Annotated in this window: 12 protein-coding genes and 4 pseudogenes; 6 read left to right on the top strand and 10 right to left on the bottom strand. The window is 65.7% G+C overall.

The features are described from left to right. The first annotated feature begins 475 nt into the window (after window positions 1–475). The 3 genes from EET10_RS29335 (at window position 476) to EET10_RS24360 (ending at window position 2,870) form a co-directional block, all read left to right on the top strand. Window positions 476–1,741 carry a hypothetical protein gene (locus EET10_RS29335; protein WP_136624761.1) on the top strand — a complete coding sequence of 422 codons (1,266 nt, stop codon included), beginning with the start codon at window positions 476–478 and terminating at the stop codon, window positions 1,739–1,741. Further along, window positions 1,738–2,565 carry a hypothetical protein gene (locus EET10_RS24365; RefSeq protein WP_023371622.1) on the top strand — a complete coding sequence of 276 codons (828 nt, stop codon included), beginning with the start codon at window positions 1,738–1,740 and terminating at the stop codon, window positions 2,563–2,565. Before EET10_RS29335 ends, EET10_RS24365 begins: the two co-directional genes overlap by 4 nt. 101 nt (window positions 2,566–2,666) lie before the next feature. Further along, entirely contained in the window at window positions 2,667–2,870 is a 204-nt protein-coding gene (locus EET10_RS24360; RefSeq protein ID WP_036407423.1) for a hypothetical protein, read from the top strand. Window positions 2,871–2,904: 34 nt separating this feature from the next. Here the strand turns inward: EET10_RS24360 and EET10_RS24355 are convergent, their stop codons facing one another. The 8 genes and pseudogenes from EET10_RS24355 to EET10_RS24325 all read right to left on the bottom strand — a co-directional run. Then, complete coding sequence (locus tag EET10_RS24355; protein WP_122502565.1) at window positions 2,905–3,324, bottom strand: hypothetical protein; 420 nt, start codon at window positions 3,322–3,324, stop codon at window positions 2,905–2,907. Window positions 3,325–3,431: 107 nt separating this feature from the next. Continuing rightward, the gene (locus EET10_RS24350) at window positions 3,432–5,216 is read right to left on the bottom strand and encodes an IS1634 family transposase (RefSeq protein WP_425461696.1); all 1,785 of its coding nucleotides are present in this window, start codon (window positions 5,214–5,216) and stop codon (window positions 3,432–3,434) included. A 295-nt stretch (window positions 5,217–5,511) separates the two neighbouring features. After that, window positions 5,512–5,778 (bottom strand): hypothetical protein, encoded by a 267-nt coding sequence (locus tag EET10_RS24345; protein ID WP_023371616.1) that lies wholly within the window; start codon window positions 5,776–5,778, stop codon window positions 5,512–5,514. Next, window positions 5,775–6,815 carry a hypothetical protein gene (locus EET10_RS24340; protein WP_246013690.1) on the bottom strand — a complete coding sequence of 347 codons (1,041 nt, stop codon included), beginning with the start codon at window positions 6,813–6,815 and terminating at the stop codon, window positions 5,775–5,777. Before EET10_RS24340 ends, EET10_RS24345 begins: the two co-directional genes overlap by 4 nt. Window positions 6,816–6,818: 3 nt before the next feature. After that, a complete protein-coding gene (locus tag EET10_RS30310; protein WP_036407425.1) occupies window positions 6,819–7,115 on the bottom strand; it encodes a hypothetical protein in 297 nt (98 codons plus the stop codon). Between the two features lie 147 nt (window positions 7,116–7,262). Further along, window positions 7,263–7,334: pseudogene (locus EET10_RS32500) on the bottom strand (hypothetical protein); the annotation flags it as partial. Window positions 7,335–7,442: 108 nt separating this feature from the next. Continuing rightward, the gene (locus EET10_RS24330) at window positions 7,443–9,011 is read right to left on the bottom strand and encodes an AAA family ATPase (protein ID WP_276862308.1); all 1,569 of its coding nucleotides are present in this window, start codon (window positions 9,009–9,011) and stop codon (window positions 7,443–7,445) included. A gap of 543 nt (window positions 9,012–9,554) precedes the next feature. Then, window positions 9,555–10,208 (bottom strand): annotated as a pseudogene (locus EET10_RS24325) (ExeA family protein); the annotation flags it as partial. Window positions 10,209–10,307: 99 nt separating this feature from the next. Between EET10_RS24325 and EET10_RS29330 the strand changes: the two are divergent. The 3 genes from EET10_RS29330 to EET10_RS24320 all read left to right on the top strand — a co-directional run bounded on the left by EET10_RS29330 (window position 10,308) and on the right by EET10_RS24320 (window position 12,969). Then, window positions 10,308–10,508, top strand: coding sequence for a hypothetical protein (locus tag EET10_RS29330; protein WP_136623063.1), 201 nt, complete (start codon window positions 10,308–10,310; stop codon window positions 10,506–10,508). 78 nt (window positions 10,509–10,586) lie between these two features. Then, a complete protein-coding gene (locus EET10_RS29800; RefSeq protein WP_167480138.1) occupies window positions 10,587–10,757 on the top strand; it encodes a hypothetical protein in 171 nt (56 codons plus the stop codon). After that, on the top strand, window positions 10,750–12,969 hold the full coding sequence (locus EET10_RS24320; RefSeq protein WP_036407760.1) for a recombinase family protein: 2,220 nt from the start codon (window positions 10,750–10,752) through the stop codon (window positions 12,967–12,969). The genes EET10_RS29800 and EET10_RS24320 overlap by 8 nt, the downstream gene beginning before the upstream one ends. A gap of 141 nt (window positions 12,970–13,110) precedes the next feature. Here EET10_RS24320 and EET10_RS24315 read toward each other — a convergent pair. Continuing rightward, window positions 13,111–13,284: pseudogene (locus tag EET10_RS24315) on the bottom strand (ExeA family protein); the annotation flags it as partial. Continuing rightward, window positions 13,281–14,069: pseudogene (locus EET10_RS24310) on the bottom strand (Mu transposase C-terminal domain-containing protein); the annotation flags it as partial. The pseudogenes EET10_RS24315 and EET10_RS24310, both read right to left, overlap by 4 nt. Window positions 14,070–14,107 lie beyond the last annotated feature (38 nt).

Genomic DNA, 14,107 nt, shown 5'->3' with positions numbered 1-14,107 from the left:
TAAATGGGCCTTGACGGGGCCTGATCCCAGTCCGCTGACGCAAAGCGGTAAGTGGGGTCCGAGTCCGAATGGCCCCGGCATGACCCCGCCTTTACCTGCATCACCGCTTGGTTCCGGTGGTGGCTCAGGCGGTGGTGGGGGTCGTATGCTGAGCTTGGGATCCGGTTCTCCATCGTTGGCATCTGGTTTTCCGTCGCAGCTGGGTTCGGGGACCGTGCCGGCCTCGGCGGCTCCCTCTGCAGGAGCTGTCTCGCCGGCGTCGGCGGCACCCCTCGCCAACTCTGGATCGAGTTTCCAATCGGGCCTGGCATCGGGTATGGGCGCTACGAGTGGAATGACAGCCTCGGCGACCCCTCCGGCGCAACCGCAACAGCCCATGGCATCAACCCAGCCGCCGGTGGCCGCGCCGAGTGCGGCAGGTCCGGGGATGGGTCCGGCGGGCGTCGGACCAGGATCGGGTTGGACCGCCCAACCCGTGGATTCAGCCGGTGTATCAGGCGGCCACGGCGCGGGCAGCGCACCGATCGCCGGTGGTGGAGGGATGATGCCCCCGCCTGGGATGACCGCATCGCCGTTGGCGCCCTACAGCCCGCCGGGTGCGGGAGCCGCTGGTGCCGGCAGCGGTGTACCGAGCTCGCCGACGTCGCCGGCGGGTGGCAGTAGCACGGCCGGGGCAGGCGCCGGCGGCGGTTCCGGCCCCACCGGTGGTGGCCCCGGTGCGCCGCCCATGCTGACAGGTAATCCGGGTTCGTCGGGCGCGATGTCAGCACTTGCCGGTTCGTCGAGTGATGTCAATCCGGATTTGGTGACCGCACAACGGATTTTGGGTGAGCTGGCGCATGGTAGCGAGGCATCGAAGATGCTGGTGTTGTGGGCGGTGGTGGTGCTCAGATCCCCGGTCGGTACGCACATTGCGGTGGCCAACAACGTTGGCGGCGGCGCCTATCTGCCCACGACGGTGTATTTGCCGAGCACGGTGCGCCTGGCGGTTAGTGACCCCGCGCTGCCGCTCGGCTGGGCTGATGTGTGGATGGGCTGTCAGTTCCCGTCGAAAATAGTCGCCGACTACGCCGACCGCTTGACTAAAGTCGTTGCAGACGCATCCGTTTCAGCTCTGGCTACCACGGAGATGTGGACCGACCCGCCACATGACTTTGCCGGTGATTTCGCCGCGATAGATCACCGTGATGCGCTGCGGCTCGTAAATGGGGCGCCGAAATTGGATGCGGCCCACCAGCATCGGCTCGCCGTGATCGACCCGGGGCTATACCAGCGGGTCAACGGTCTGGATCGCGGGGGCAACATATCGGCGTGGGCGGCGGCGACCTTGACGCGCATCGTGTTTGAGGAGGCGATGAAGCCTGATGATACTGGTGCGCCGCTGGTGGAACAGGCTGACGGGCAGATGCTGGAGGCGGTCAGCGGCGGGGCCGCCACGGCGACGATGTGGGGCGCCTACGATCGGGCGGCCGCCCAGCGCCACGGGGGCGCCGCGATGTGGCCCGACCAGCACGCCCCCCGCGACAACTACGATTCGGACGTGACCCGGGCCATCACCCTTTGGTACACCCATTATTACCGGATGGGGCGGATGATCGAGCTGATCCAATGTTGGAAAGCCGAACCGCCGCGGTTGGCTGAAATCGCCTATTGCGGGATCAAAGCCGGCTTCGGAGCCACGGTCGTGACGACGATCGCCGCCATGGAGCAGCACCTCGCCCAAGAGCGGCGACGGCCGTGAGTGATGCGGGATTCGTCGCTCCCGGTGGCGATCCGTTGGCGCCGTTATCGCGGTTGTCGGAGCTGCCGCCGTTGGGACCTCGCGAGTCTCGGCCGCAGTTGCCGGATCTGCCGGCCGAGCCCGTGGGCTGGAACCGGCGGGCGTGCAGGGAGCGGGCGGCCGCGCGCGACGCGACGGCTGACCGGCTGCTCGTAGCCACAACATTACGTCTGGTGTTGGGCCAGGCCCGGCTTGGCTCGCTGCCCGCGAATTGGCGGGAGCGCGGCCTGCGCGACGCGCTGACATCGGGCCGTGACCGCCGAATCTGGGTGTGGTGGAAGGTACTTGCGGGCGGTCCTCGGGTGTGGGAGCCGGGCGCCGCCGAGGCGCTGGGTCTGCCGTGGGGTGCCGTGCTGGGTGCCTGGCGGGCGGACACGCTGATGTGGCTGCGCGAAACCCAAGTAGCTGATCGGTCGTCGGTGTCGCGGTGGGCCGGATTTCAGGTGGTCGATGCAACCGACGACGAGTGGGAATCGTTGCTGGACAGAGCACACTCGGGGCGCTGGCCAGAGCGCGGTACCGACGTTAAAGGGCCCTGGAATGTGGGCTTTTCCGCGCATATGCTGCGGCAGGAGCTCGACGACTGCGCGTTGCGTTATGACGCGGGGTGTGCGGCGGGTGGCGATGACGTGGATTGGGTGGGGCGGCATCGGGATCGGGTGCGGCGGTGGCGGTTCGCGGGTGACCGGGCCGATGAACTGGCCCGTATCGAGCGCCTGGCTCGCGAGGCCGACGCCGGCCGGCCACCTTATCCCTTGCCGTCCTACTGGCTGCTCTCCCGATGAGGGAGGACGGAAACCATCTGGTGCGCAATAGGATTCGCAATGACGTCGTAGATAGCATCGAGGTCTGCTCATATGAAGACGCGGCCTCTTTAGCGAGCCGCATGCTCAATGCACGGCCTGCAGGTAGCGATGAACTGTGGCTGGCGGGCCTGCTGGCGGTCGACGGGCTCGCGGCATTGCTGTTCGCGGGGTCGCCCCGCGGCAATGGTGCGGGGATGAGATGGGTGCGGTCAGTGGCCGCACTACTGTGCGACCCGCAATACGATGTGAGCCAGGCGATTCGGCAGGCCGTGGATGGTGGTTAGGTTAGGGTTAGGGGCCGGCCCCCGCGCATCGACGTTAATCGGCTTGGAGCGACTGGATGTAGGCTGGCCAGCCTTCGGTGATGGTCTGAGTTAGCGCGAGCCGGGTGGTGTTGCGGTCGGCTTCTGTGAGCTGTTCTCGGCCGTCGGGGTAATGGATGACCATGCCTTCACGGGAGGCGTCGCAGACAATGCAGTACGAGCGACGGTCAAGTGCCAGATAGATCCCGGGTAAGACTTCGGTGATGTCGTAAAGGGCCTGATCAAAGTCGATTCCGTGCGATGCCCACGTGTGTCCGAAGTGGTCGAGCCAGCGAGTCAGCTCAGCGAGGAATACAACACGGTGTTGGCCGTGGCTCGCGAAGTAGCGTGCGACGTCAAATACCTGGCGCGTCGGCGTACTGAGCAGCTGAACTTGGAAGGCGTCCGGGGCAACGGCGACAGCGGATTCGGCCACGCTCGGCTGATCGTCTGGCCAGGCTAAGCCGAAGTTAAGGCTATTGAACTGGCTGAATTCCTGGGTTGACCTGGGTATTGGCTGGTTTGGGTGGGTGGTGGTTCTGGCTACGCGGTGATGGTGACTGGGATCGGGGCGTCGATGAGGTCGAAGGCGCGGCGCTGGGTGGGGGTGGCCTCGGTGAGTTTGTCGATTTCGATGTTGGTGTGGTGGTAGCGGATCCGGTCGCGGGTGAGGGTGGCCAGGTGATTGAGCAGGTCGCGGAAGTTTCGTACTGGGTTGCCGGCCGCGTCGTGTTTGGTGGAGGCTTTGGCGTGTGCGGCTGGGGAACGCTGCGCGGGGGCGACGGGGTTGTCCCGATGCGGTGGTGTTTCGTCGGTGAATGTCAGTGGCGCCCAGGCCTTGCGCAGGTGCCAGATGAGGTAGCAGGCCAGCATGCAGATCAGCACGTGGGCTTTGACGCGGTCCTCGAGGCGGTGGTGGATGGGGCGTAGGTCGAGGTCGTCGGTCTTGATGATGCGAAAGTCGCGTTCGATGTTGGCGAGGTTTTTGTAACCCTGCACCACGGCGGCGGGGTCGAGGACCTTGGTGTTGACGCTGGTGCGCAGCACGTAGATGCCGTCGAGGGCAGCTTGGGCGTCGATGGCGGCCTGGTCGCGGTGGTAGGTGAATTCGGTGTCGGTGATCGTGAGGTGGAAGAGCTTGCCCACCTTGAATTTTCCGCTGACCTTGCCGACTGCGATGCCGATCTTGTTGGCGCCGGACAGGGTGGCTTTGGTGACGCGTTGGGCGATGTGGGCCAGTTGTTTCTCGGTGGCAGCCAGCAGGTCGTGGCGTTTGCGGGCACGTTCGGCGGCCAGGGTGGGGTTGCGGCAGGCGATCAGCCGTTCGCCGGGGTAGTCGGGGTGGGTGATCTCGGCGAGGTCTTGGGTATCGAACAGGCTCATCTGCAGCGGCCCGTCGTCGCGGGCGAGTTTGGCGATCGCGGGTGCACGTAGCGCGGTGATCCAATCGAAGGCGGTTGGGGTGTCGGGGTTGTCGTTGAGTTCGCGCAGCGCGTCGATGCGGGCGGTGGTGATCATGCCGCGATCGCCGACCAGCACCAGCTGTTGGATGGCGAGCTTGTCTTTGATCACCTGCACGATCTGGGTGAACGCGGTCGGGTCGGCGGTGGCACCGGACAACACGCGCACCGCGACCGGGCGGCCCTCAGGGTCGGTGAGCACCCCGTATTCGATCTGCTGGCAGCCCTTCTTGCCGTCGCGGGAGTAGCCGCGCGCGGCCAGCTGGCAGCATCGGCCGGTCACCCACGAGGAAGTCAGGTCAAACAACGCCATCCGGCCCGGGTTCACCGACTCGTTTAAATGCTTTGCCGCCAGCTTCTTTTCGATCTTGTCCTGCCGGTCGGCCAGCCAGTCCATCCCGGCGTAGATCTCGTCGGTGGAGGCCTCGGCCACCCCGAAATCCACGCCGAGGGTGGTGTTGGGCCACCACGACAGGGTGGACAGCTTCGAGGTGGGCCGCACCACCCGCGAGATGATCAAGGCGAGCACGATATCGCGGGCTCGGCACGGCGGGCCCAGCAGTGCGGCCAGCTCGAGCTTGCGCGCCATCGCGGCCACCGCCGCCACGTCCCCATGCGGCAGCGACCGGGACTTGCTGAACTCCGAGCCGGCCGGCACCAGCGTGTGGCCCTTCAGCGTCGCCTCGATCGCATCGACGGCCTGCGGCGGCAGCATCGACAGGTTGGCCACGGTCTGGTTGCGCACCTTGGCCCCGTCCCGGTAGGTGCGGCGCAACAGCACAGACTCATAGACGCGCTCGTGGCCGTGCTTATCCACGTGAGTCTTCTTAACTCTGACTACGTGAGCTTTGCCAGTATTGCGTGGCACACCAAGAATAATAGCCTGATTCCGTTGAAATGATAGCAACGACACGCATCTATTCGTGACTACATATGAGCACACAACAGCACCCATAATGTCAGTTCAAACCACTAATCCCCAGTCAAAACCGTCGCAACTTCGGGCTAAGCCGGCGACCAGCCAGAAGGAGGGTTGCAGCACTGACGGAGCCAGAGTCGTCATGCATGTGAGCATGACAGCGCCCACCGACATTGATGGTGTTCAAGCGGATGGGTTGATGATGAGCTGGCCCGTCCGCTGTCGGTGTGACTCTCCCACTGACCTACATGCCCTTCTTCGTTCGCCCACTTCGCCCGCGTTCAGCTCTGCGGTGGTTGAAGACCGTCATCGGAACGAACATTGCTACCAGCAAGAACGCCGAGACGATAGTCATGTTGGTCTGGCCGGTGACCACCAGACCCGCGATCAGCACTAACGTGACAGCACCGGCCACGAGGTACGACGCCACGCGGTAGTGCGGGCGCCAGGCGCCCCACAGCGCCAGCACAAACGCGCCAGACAGAATCGCGGCCTCCAGTACGTCCGTCACTTGCTCCCCGTTAGGCATCGCAGCAGATTCGTGCCCGCTATGACCGTGCCGACACCACCGGCGCCAGCGACAGCGAGCCCGACCCCGGTCTCTGCGGCCAGCAGGCCGGAGCCGGTAACGATCACACCGCTGGCGAACTGGCTGGTGCGTTCGATCCAATCTCTTGTGGTGCAATGGGTGCGGGCGTACTCGATGTCCGTCACATGCGCCTGCAGATCCGCAACCTGACCGCGTAACCACGCGGTCCTGGGATCGTTTTCGGGAAGTGACTGCACGAACCGCTGCATATTCTCTACAAGACCCTGGCCGGTCAAACTAGCTGGATTACTGCCGAGCAGCATCTGCTGCAGCTTCGGACTCAGGCCAGTGCCCGGCGGCGGTGTTCCATCGGGAGTGTCCCACGGTGCAAATGGTGGTGGGTTGGTGCCAGCGGCGTTGTCTTGTGTGAAGTCGACGAGTTGGACCCCGTTGTGCTTGTTGTCTCCGATGATCGTGTCGTCGGCGTTGATCGGTTCCCCGAACGCCTGGGGTCCGATCCCGGCCATCGTGGCGGTCACCTTCTGGGCAACGTCGGTGTCCGCAGTGACCAGTTTCGCCGCCCGCAACCTGATGTCTTCGGCGAACGCCTGTGCCTGCGCCTGGCGGTCGGCCAGCTCGACTGGGTTGGCGGTGGTGTGGGTGTCGTAGACGGACATGTCCTCACTCACGCTGAACCCGGCTTCTTCGGCGTCTTGCACCTTGTATTTCAGCCGGTTGCGGGCATCGAGGATTTGCGATGCCCCGCTGCGGGCTTCCTTGCACGCCTGTTGCGTCACCTGGTCGTATACGTTTGCGGCTATGGTTTTGTCGGCGCCGGTTGCGGCGCGCAGCGCGGTAATGGCTTCGCCTTCCCAGTCCATGTTCAGCGTGTCGCGCCACACCTGACCAACCGCGTCGTAGCACTTCGAGGCCAGGGCTTGCCAATATGCCGCTGCTTCGTTGAGGTGCTCGTAGGGCCAGTTCAACAGCTGCGAGAGGGTAGGCAGCGGTGCGGTCATGGGTTAGACCATCACCACAGGGGCTACGGCGGTCATTTCGGCTGCTGAGTTGGCTTCGTTCGCCGTGTAACCGTCAACGGCCGCAGTGACTTTGCCCGTGTAGGAGGTAATCCGGGCGCTCAACGCGGCGGCGAATCCCGACATCATGGCATCGGCGGCGCTCACGGCGGCGGCGCTGGGTTGGCACGACAGACCGGTTATCGCCGGGGGCATAACGGCGGTCGTCCCGGCCGCCAGGACGCTCCAGCCCGTCGTGGTCTCCTGCACGCTGGCAGTGTTGATGCGCACGGTGTTTGGCATAAGGGGCAAGGGTAGCCCAACCAGGCGGCAAGCACCCCTCAGGTTTTGTCGGACAAGACTCCGCACGGCTTGCCCTCCCGGCAACCCGCTCGCCGAGGCTACACGTAGGTCGTGCATGACGTTCGGGGTGTCATCGAGACAGATGACATCGGTTATGCCGATCAGGGCTTCCTGCGGATGGCCGGCATCACTGGTGGAGAGGTCATCGAGCAGTCGCATGCGTTTGCCTCGTAGGCCGGTGGCGTCATAGCGGAAACGATGAACGCCCGAGCTGGTCTGGCATCGTCATCGCCGTCCATTGCGTCGAATAGCCGCCCGGCACCCGTTCTACAGTCCGAGGTCGTAGCCGGTGTCGCTGCTCCGTTGGCGGGTGCGGGCCTTGTGTGTCTGGTCGGTGCTGCGGTCACGGTATTCGCGCATCCAGCGGTTCCGCTCGGCGTGCTCGCTGGCTTGGTGGTCGGACCAGGCCCGGTGGGCGCCGCGGCGGCGCGCGAGGTCGTGGTCGCGTTTGGCGGTGAACCGGGCTACCCGGTCGGGAAGCCGGCCGCGGTCGGTTGCCGCGGCGACTTGGTGGACGGTTTGGGGCCGGTTGTCGCGGCCGGTGATGGCGCGCACGAGTTCGGCAGCCTGGTGGCTGTCACCGCGGCGGGCCTGGTGTACACCGGGGGCCGGTTCGGCGTGTTCGTGGTCGCCTTCCCCGGCGATCTTGTCGTAGATGAATACGCGGTTCATTTCGCGGCCGCGGGTCAGGCCCGTGTACAGCGATTTGCGGTCGGTGCGCGCGCTGACGATGGGGTATGCGGTTTGCCCGGTGTCACCCTGTTCGGATTGCAGCGTGACGGCATACCCATGGTGGACGTGTTCACGTAGGTAGTCGCCGCCGAGGATGGCCACGGCGTCATCACCGATGCGGCGGGCGAGGATTGTCTGACGGGCGGTGTCGACTGCTTCGACGATCCAGCGCTGACCGTTGCGCACCTGCGATGCGGTCTTGCTCACCGCGGGCTGGCCGTGTTCGTCCCGGATACCGACCGTGATCGTGGCGTCGTTGTGGCGGGTGACGATGGTGTCCCCGGCGCCGATGTGGTGATCGCGGGCGGCGGTGACGGTAGGGGCGTCCGCAGCAACGTTGTCGTTGTGAATCTGCTTGTTCAGTGCGTCGCACAGTTCCCACTTGTCGGGCATGAGCAGCGGGTCTTTGCCGGCGGCCACATCGGCGCGGTAGGCCTCCAGCGCGTCGTGGGCCATGGTGACTTCATCGCCGCAGCGCAGCCGGTCGTGATCGCGATACCACGCGATGGCGCGCCGCAATGGTTTGGGGCCGCCGTTGCGTAACGCGAGCGATGCGGTGCGTTCTTCGGGGTCGAGCATCCGCCAGACTTCCGAAAGGCGTTGGGACCAAGGCAGATCGGCGCACAGTTGCTCGAACATACCGCCGCGTTTACGCACCGGCGCCAGCTGGTGAGCGTCTCCAACGAGCAGGGTCTTCGTCCCGGAGCCGGTGGTGTACTCCAGCAGGTCACGCAGCTGGTTGTTGCCGATGAGGCCGGCTTCGTCGACGACCACGATGGTGCGGTGATCGAGTCTTAACCGCCCGTTGCGTAGCTCGAGGAGGGCCTTGTCCACGGTGTAGCCCTCGTCGCCGGCGCACTCGTTGATCGCCACGTCGACAGCGCGGCCTTGGGGCGCGAGCACGACCACGGTGCGGCCGCCGCGGTGGGCGGCGGTGCGTAACGCTTTGAGGGAATGGGTCTTGCCGGCGCCGGCGGGCGCGGCCAAAGGCTGTACCAGCCACGGGGATTCGGCCAGGGCGGTGACCTCGAGCGTGCAGCAGCGAAGACGCTGACCAGGCGAGGCTGTGGGCGGCCGTCGAGGCGTGCACCGGTCGGCTACCACCAGCCGAACAGAGGTGGGTGCGCGACGCGATCGCCAACAGCGCACTAGAGGGCTACTGACCGGACACCACTGCGATCGAGCGCCTGGTGGCTTTCGCCGCCGGTGAACTCACCATGGCGCAATACAAAAACCAGGTACTTTCCAGCCTCGGCTTGCGACACAAAGCCGGTGAACCTAGCTGACCTAAGCGATATCGCCAAACGGCCGTTACCAAGAACGATTCATAGAATGCCTATGCGTCGGTTTTGGTGATGCGGTCCGTCGTCGTGTGCGCTCACATTGACGCGCCGAGGGCGGCGATGATTCGCGATGCCCAGTCCTGGCGTGCGGTGAGCGAATGCGTGTGTGCATGGCGCGCCCATATGGCCTGTTACCCATGGGTGTTGAGCGTCACTCAGGATGACGATGACGGCGTCATTGGGATTGAAGTGATCACGTTAAGGAGGACGGCCCGCTGGGCATGTTGAGCGGGGCCGTTGTGGGCGTGTTGACGGCGTTGTCGCCGGGCTGACGCGGTGGTGGTCGGGTTGAGGCGGACTGGGTTCAATCCGTGGCGGTTTCGGTGATGGCGATGCGTGCTGCCTTTTCGTCGACGATGCTGTGGTCGGCGGCGAACGCGGCGGTCAGTGCGTGTAGGGCCAGGTTGTTGACCGCGCGGGGGTGACCGCGCGAGGCGTTGTGGATCAGCCCGATGGCGTCTTCGGAGAACAGGGTGTCGGCTCGTCCGGAGATTTTGCAGTGGTGGCGAATGTAGTCAGCGGTGTCGGCGCCGTTCATCCCGGCGATGTGATATCGGACGGCGATGCGCTGATCCAGCGCGGCGAGCACGCCCAGCCGCAGCCGCTGGCGCAGACCGGGTTGGCCGATCAAGACGACCGCGAAGGGCGATCCGGAGTCCATGTCGTGGTTGGTCAACAGTCGGATCGCTTCGAGCTGATGGTTGTCCAAGAGGTGGGCTTCGTCGACGACCAGGACGGGGTTTCGGCCCCGTTCGGCGTGTTCGGTGGCAAGGGCTTCAGCGGCTTGTGGCGTGAGGGCGGAGCGGTGGAAGGCCGGGGTGTGCCCGAGGGTGGCCACGATGTGTGTGAGCATGCCGCGCACTCCGACGGTGGGGTTGGCCAGGTAGATGAACACGTGGCGGGACGGATCCAGGCTGGCGGCGCTCGCCCGCACGGCTACGGTCTTGCCTGCGCCGACAGCGCAGGCGACAGACTGCAACAGCTTCGCGCGGTGCTGCCGTGCGAGATCACGGTAACTGATCGCGCGCACCCATTGTACGGGGAACAGTTGCGAGCGTTGTCATTTCGTCGACGACAGGGCGTGCTGAGGCTGGTGGTCGTGCTGCCGGACGGCACGCCGGGCATGGTGGCGGCCGACGCGACGGATGTCTTCGGTAGCGACGCCGCCGTGTTGGCGGGGTTGGCGACGACGTTGTCGGTCGAGGGGGTTCGACGGTTGCGGTCCCGGCTGGCGCGTGACACGGGCGTGTCGTCGTGACCGGGTCCGACCAGTTACGGCCGGGATGGGCAAGGCTCACCTCACTGGATCCGCGCCAACGAGACCAGGAGGTGAGCCGTGCGAGGAGTCAGGATAGCGGCCGCGGTGCAACTGCGGCTGCCGTGGGAGCAGGAGCGTGTCGCCGGGAGCTGGGAGCAGCTGCCGGAACCCACACGGGCGCAAGTGTTGTCGCTGCTGGCCCGGATGATCGCCAGGGGTGTGCTGGCCGAGGACGGCAGCGATGGCTGAGCTGACCAAGATCCGGGCAACGCACCTGCAACGACAGGCGTGGGTGTATGTGCGGCAATCGACGATGACGCAGGTGCGGGAAAACACCGAAAGCCTCAACCGGCAATACGAACTCGCGCAGCGAGCGCAGCACTTGGGGTGGCCAGCTGACCGGGTACGGGTGGTCGATGACGACCTGGGTTGTTCGGGCGCGGATGCGAACGCACGCAACGGGTTTCAGGAATTGGTCGCCGCGGTCGGGTTGGGGCAGGTCGGCCTGGTGCTGGGCATCGAAGTGTCTCGGTTGGCGCGCTGCAACGCAGACTGGTATCACCTGCTGGATCTGTGCGCGATGACCGACACCCTGATCGCCGACGCGGACGGGATGTATCACCCCGGTGACTACAACGACCGGCTCGTGCTTGGGTTGAAGGGCACGATGAGCGAGGCTGAGCTGCACGTGCTGCGGTCGCGGCTCAATGCCGGGCTGCGGCACAAGGCCGCGCGGGGCGAGCTGCGCCAACTGCTGCCGGTGGGGCTGGACTATGACCAGGACGACCGGGTGGTGCTCAGCCGGGATGAGGCGGTCCGCGCCGCGATCACGGCGGTGTTCGACCGGTTCGACGAGCTGGGTTCGGCGCGTCAGGTGGTGCTGTCGCTGCGTGCGGATGGCCTGCGGCTGCCGCGCCGGTCCGCCGGCGCGCGGGTCATCCGCTGGGCCGAGGCGACCTACCCGGCGGTCCACGATTTTTTGACCAACCCCGCCTATGGTGGGGCGTACGTGTTCGGGCGAACGAAGGTGAGTCGGCGTCTGGACGAGGCCGGCCGCATCGTGGTCCGCGATCAGGAATTGCCGCGTGAGCAGTGGGAGGTGACCATCCCGGATCATCATCCCGGCTATGTGTCCTGGCAGACCTATCTGGCCAACCAGGATCGGTTGCGCGCCAACGTGCACCCGCCCAAAGGGCAGGGCGGCGGGGCGGTGCGTGAGGGCCGCGCCTTGCTGCAGGGGCTGGTGGTGTGCGGCAAGTGCGGGCGGCGGATGCTGGTCGGCTACTCCGGCCCCGATGGCCGAGTCCCACGGTATCTGTGCGCGCAGGGACTGCGGTTGTACGGCTCGGCGCGCAGCTGCCAGAGTCTGAGCGGACGCCGCCTGGACGCCGCCGTGGTCGAGGAGATGTTCACCGTGTTGCAGCCGGCCGCGTTGGCGGCCACCGCCGCCGCACTGGCCGAGGCCGAGGATCAGCATGCCCGGCGGGTGCGCGCGTTCGAGCTGGGCGTCGAGCGGGCCCGTTACGAGGCCCAGCGAGCCCGCCGCCAGTTCGACGCGGTCGAGCCGGAGAACCGGTTGGTCGCCCGCAGCCTGGAACGCGACTGGGAAGTACGGCTGGGCACGCTACGTCAAGCCGAGGCCGACCTGGCCGCGCAGCAGTCCCGGCGGCCGGCGGTGCTCACCGAGGAAGAGGTGGCCTGGCTATCCCACGCGGGTGCTGACCTGCGGGCGGTGTTCGACGCCGACACCACCACCATCCGAGAACGAAAGCAGTTGCTGCGGTTGCTGATCGGTGAGGTCGTCATCAACGTCGACCGCGACGCTGGTCAGGCCGCGATCCGGATCCGGTGGGAAGGCAGCGCTCATACCGATATCACCGTCGCGTTGCCGCGCCGCGGCGTGGACAGCGCGATCCGCACCGAGGCCGACACGCTGGAGCGTATTCGACGGCTGGCCGCCCACTACGACGACGCGACGATCGCGCGCCTGCTTGCCCGGCAAGGCGTGATCACCGCGACCGGGTTGCCGTTCACCCGCGACCGGGTCGGCAGCCTGCGCCGCAAACACCGGATCGCCGGTCCCAGCGAACCTGTCGGACCCATCGACGAGGATGTGCACATGGTCAGCATCGCCGAAGCCCAGACGCTGCTGGGCACCTCCCGAGCCACCCTCTACCGGTGGCTGGCCAGCGGGTTCATCCGCGGCGAGCAGCACGGCCCCGGCGGCCCGTGGCGAATCCGCATCGACGCCGAGCTGCAAGCCAAGATCACCCCGGACGCGCCCGAGGGATGGGTTGGGCTCGAAGCTGCTGCCCGCCGACTCGGCGTTGCCAAACAGACTGTCCTGGACCGGATTCAACGCGGCGAGCTCAACGCGGTGCATGTCAACCGCGGCCAACGCAAGGGCCTGGCCATCCAACTGCCACCACCGGAAGATGCTTTGTTCGCTGCAACGCCATGAAACGCCGAGGCCAGCGTGTCGCATCCGGTCCAGAGCACCCGGTCGCACCATCTGCGTGACCATGAAAACCCATAACAACGCAGCATCCGGCCCGAATCTGGACCGGATGAGACAACCAGGGAAAGGAAATTAGTAGTGAGAACCCGGCTCGACCTCGCCGGTGATCACCCCGATCGCGTGCTGGTCCACACACCAGCTGATGCGGGCGACAGCCTCACCGTGGCCGCTATGGCGGTGCAGCATGCTCGGTGCCAGGTCACGCCCGAACGGCATCCGGGTGAATCCCCAATGTGATTGCAGCCGTTGGATACTCATGCCGACATTTCTCCTTGTGAGTCGATGTTGTTTTCGATGTCATCGATGGATAGCTGGCCGGGGATTTCGCTGTCATCGCCGTAAAGGGCGTGGTATCCGATGCGTTCGTCGTGTCGTAGCTGCTCCTCGTGGGTGGCCGCGGTCAACGACAAGTAGTCGATCCCGGTCGCTGCCGGCGGCTCGGGTTCGGGTGTCTCGGGTTTGGCTTTCGGGTGGGTGTGACGGGAGATCTTGTGCGGCAGGGCTTTCCCATAGGACTTGTCGTGGTAGCGGACCTCGATGGTTTCCAGGTCAAATGGGCAAAACACCAGCTCTACCCGACGTCCGACCAGCGCTGGATCGACCTGGTAGGTGTTGGTGTGCAGCGACACGGTGGCGGTCTTGGTGACCACGCGGTATTCCGACCACAAAAACGCCTCGGTCAGCTCGTCAGCGCTGGGCATGGCCGGGACGCGGCCAACCCGGTCCCAGCCGGCCTGCCAGCGCGCCAGCGGTGCTTGTCCGGTTTCGGTATGGGTACGGCGGTGATATTCGGTTTCTACCCAGGCCATAAACAACCGGTTGAGCTCCAACAACGCGGTGGCGTCATCGACGCCGGCGGCGACGAGGTCCTCGCTGGTGGTGTCGGTGACCTCGACGAGGAACTGTTGGCGCACGCTACGAAACCAGCGTTCTATCTTTCCCCGTCCTTGAGGACGACCTGGTTGAGAATGAACCAGGCGCACACCGAGTTTCGCGCAGGCCCGCAGCAGCCACGCATCGACGAAGGCGCTGCCGTTGTCGACGCAATGCCGATATCGGCATTGCGTCGATTATGCCGACC

Origin of the sequence: Mycobacterium pseudokansasii (assembly GCF_900566075.1) — a bacterium.
GTDB classification, from domain to species: Bacteria; Actinomycetota; Actinomycetes; order Mycobacteriales; family Mycobacteriaceae; genus Mycobacterium; species Mycobacterium pseudokansasii.
Note: the sequence above shows the minus strand (reverse complement) of the source record. Positions and strands in the feature narration are given on the sequence as shown.

Bases quoted from the DNA above. Each gene is read 5' to 3' on its own strand.
- EET10_RS24320 (WP_036407760.1), top strand. From the start codon at position 10,750: ATGGCTGAGCTGACCAAGATCCGGGCAACGCACCTGCAACGACAGGCG.
- EET10_RS30310 (WP_036407425.1), bottom strand. From the start codon at position 7,115: ATGCCAAACACCGTGCGCATCAACACTGCCAGCGTGCAGGAGACCACG.
- EET10_RS24340 (WP_246013690.1), bottom strand. From the start codon at position 6,815: ATGACCGCACCGCTGCCTACCCTCTCGCAGCTGTTGAACTGGCCCTAC.
- EET10_RS24360 (WP_036407423.1), top strand. From the start codon at position 2,667: ATGCTCAATGCACGGCCTGCAGGTAGCGATGAACTGTGGCTGGCGGGC.